Origin of the sequence: Streptomyces hainanensis (genome assembly GCF_004348415.1) — a bacterium.
In the GTDB taxonomy this organism is placed as follows: Bacteria; Actinomycetota; Actinomycetes; order Streptomycetales; family Streptomycetaceae; genus Streptomyces; species Streptomyces hainanensis.
The window spans coordinates 1-995 of sequence record NZ_SMKI01000868.1 but is presented as its reverse complement, the minus strand read 5'-3'; the positions used below and the strand labels follow the sequence as shown (position 1 = coordinate 995).

Sequence of the window (995 nt, the reverse complement as noted above, 5' to 3'; positions counted from 1 at the left end):
ATATAGGTGTGGACACCACCGCCGCCCGGCGAATCGTGGTGGTCGCCACCATCGGTCCCGCCCCGCCGCGTTCCTACTGTGCGGCCATGGACAACAACCCCCGCCCCCCTGCCGACGGCGCCGATGGCGCCGACGCGCCGTTCCTCACCGGTCGTACCGCTCTCGTCACCGGGGCCGCCAGTGGGATCGGGCGGGCCTGTGCGGTCGCGTTGGCCGGCGCCGGGGCGCACGTTCTCGTCGTGGACCGGGCGGCGGAGGCCGCCAGGGCCACGGCGGAGGAGATCGGCGGCACCGCGTTCGTCGTGGACCTGTCCGAGCCCGACGCCGTCGACACGCTGCCCGACGACGCGGACGTCGTGGTCAACAACGCCGGGCTCCAGCACGTGGCGCCGCTCCACGAGTTCCCGCCCGACCGGTTCGCGCTGATCCAGCGGGTGATGGTGGAGGCGCCGTTCCGCATCCTCCGCCGCACCCTTCCGCACATGTACGCCCAGGGCTGGGGGCGGATCGTCAACATCTCCTCGGTCCACGGGCTGCGCGCCAGCCCCTACAAGGCGGCCTACGTCACCGCGAAGCACGCCCTGGAGGGCCTGAGCAAGGTCGCCGCGATCGAGGGCGCGCCGCACGGCGTCACCAGCAACTGCGTCAGCCCGGCGTTCGTCCGCACGCCGCTGGCCGAGGACCAGATCGCCGACCAGGCGCGGGCGCACGGCATGGCGGCGGACGACGTGGTCCGGCGCGTGATGTTGGAGCGCCCGGCGATCAAGCGGCTGATCGAGCCGGCGGAGGTCGCCGGCACCGTGCTGTGGCTGTGCGGCCCGCACACCGGCTATCTCACCGGCGCCTCGATCCCCCTCGACGGCGGCTGGACCGCCGAACAGGTCGTAGCGCAGCACGACGCCCTGGCAGCTGCCGTCGGGCGCGGGCAGCAGACCGGCACCCAGCACGCCCGGCCAGTCGCCCGGGTCCATGGCGAGCACGTCGAAGTCGGGCCC

General features: G+C 73.9%; 1 pseudogene. It reads left to right on the top strand.

Going from position 1 to position 995, the window contains the following annotated elements:
* Window positions 1–86: 86 nt before the first annotated feature.
* Window positions 87–875, top strand: a pseudogene (locus E1283_RS36545) (SDR family oxidoreductase); the annotation flags it as partial.
* Between the last annotated feature and the right edge of the window lie 120 nt (window positions 876–995).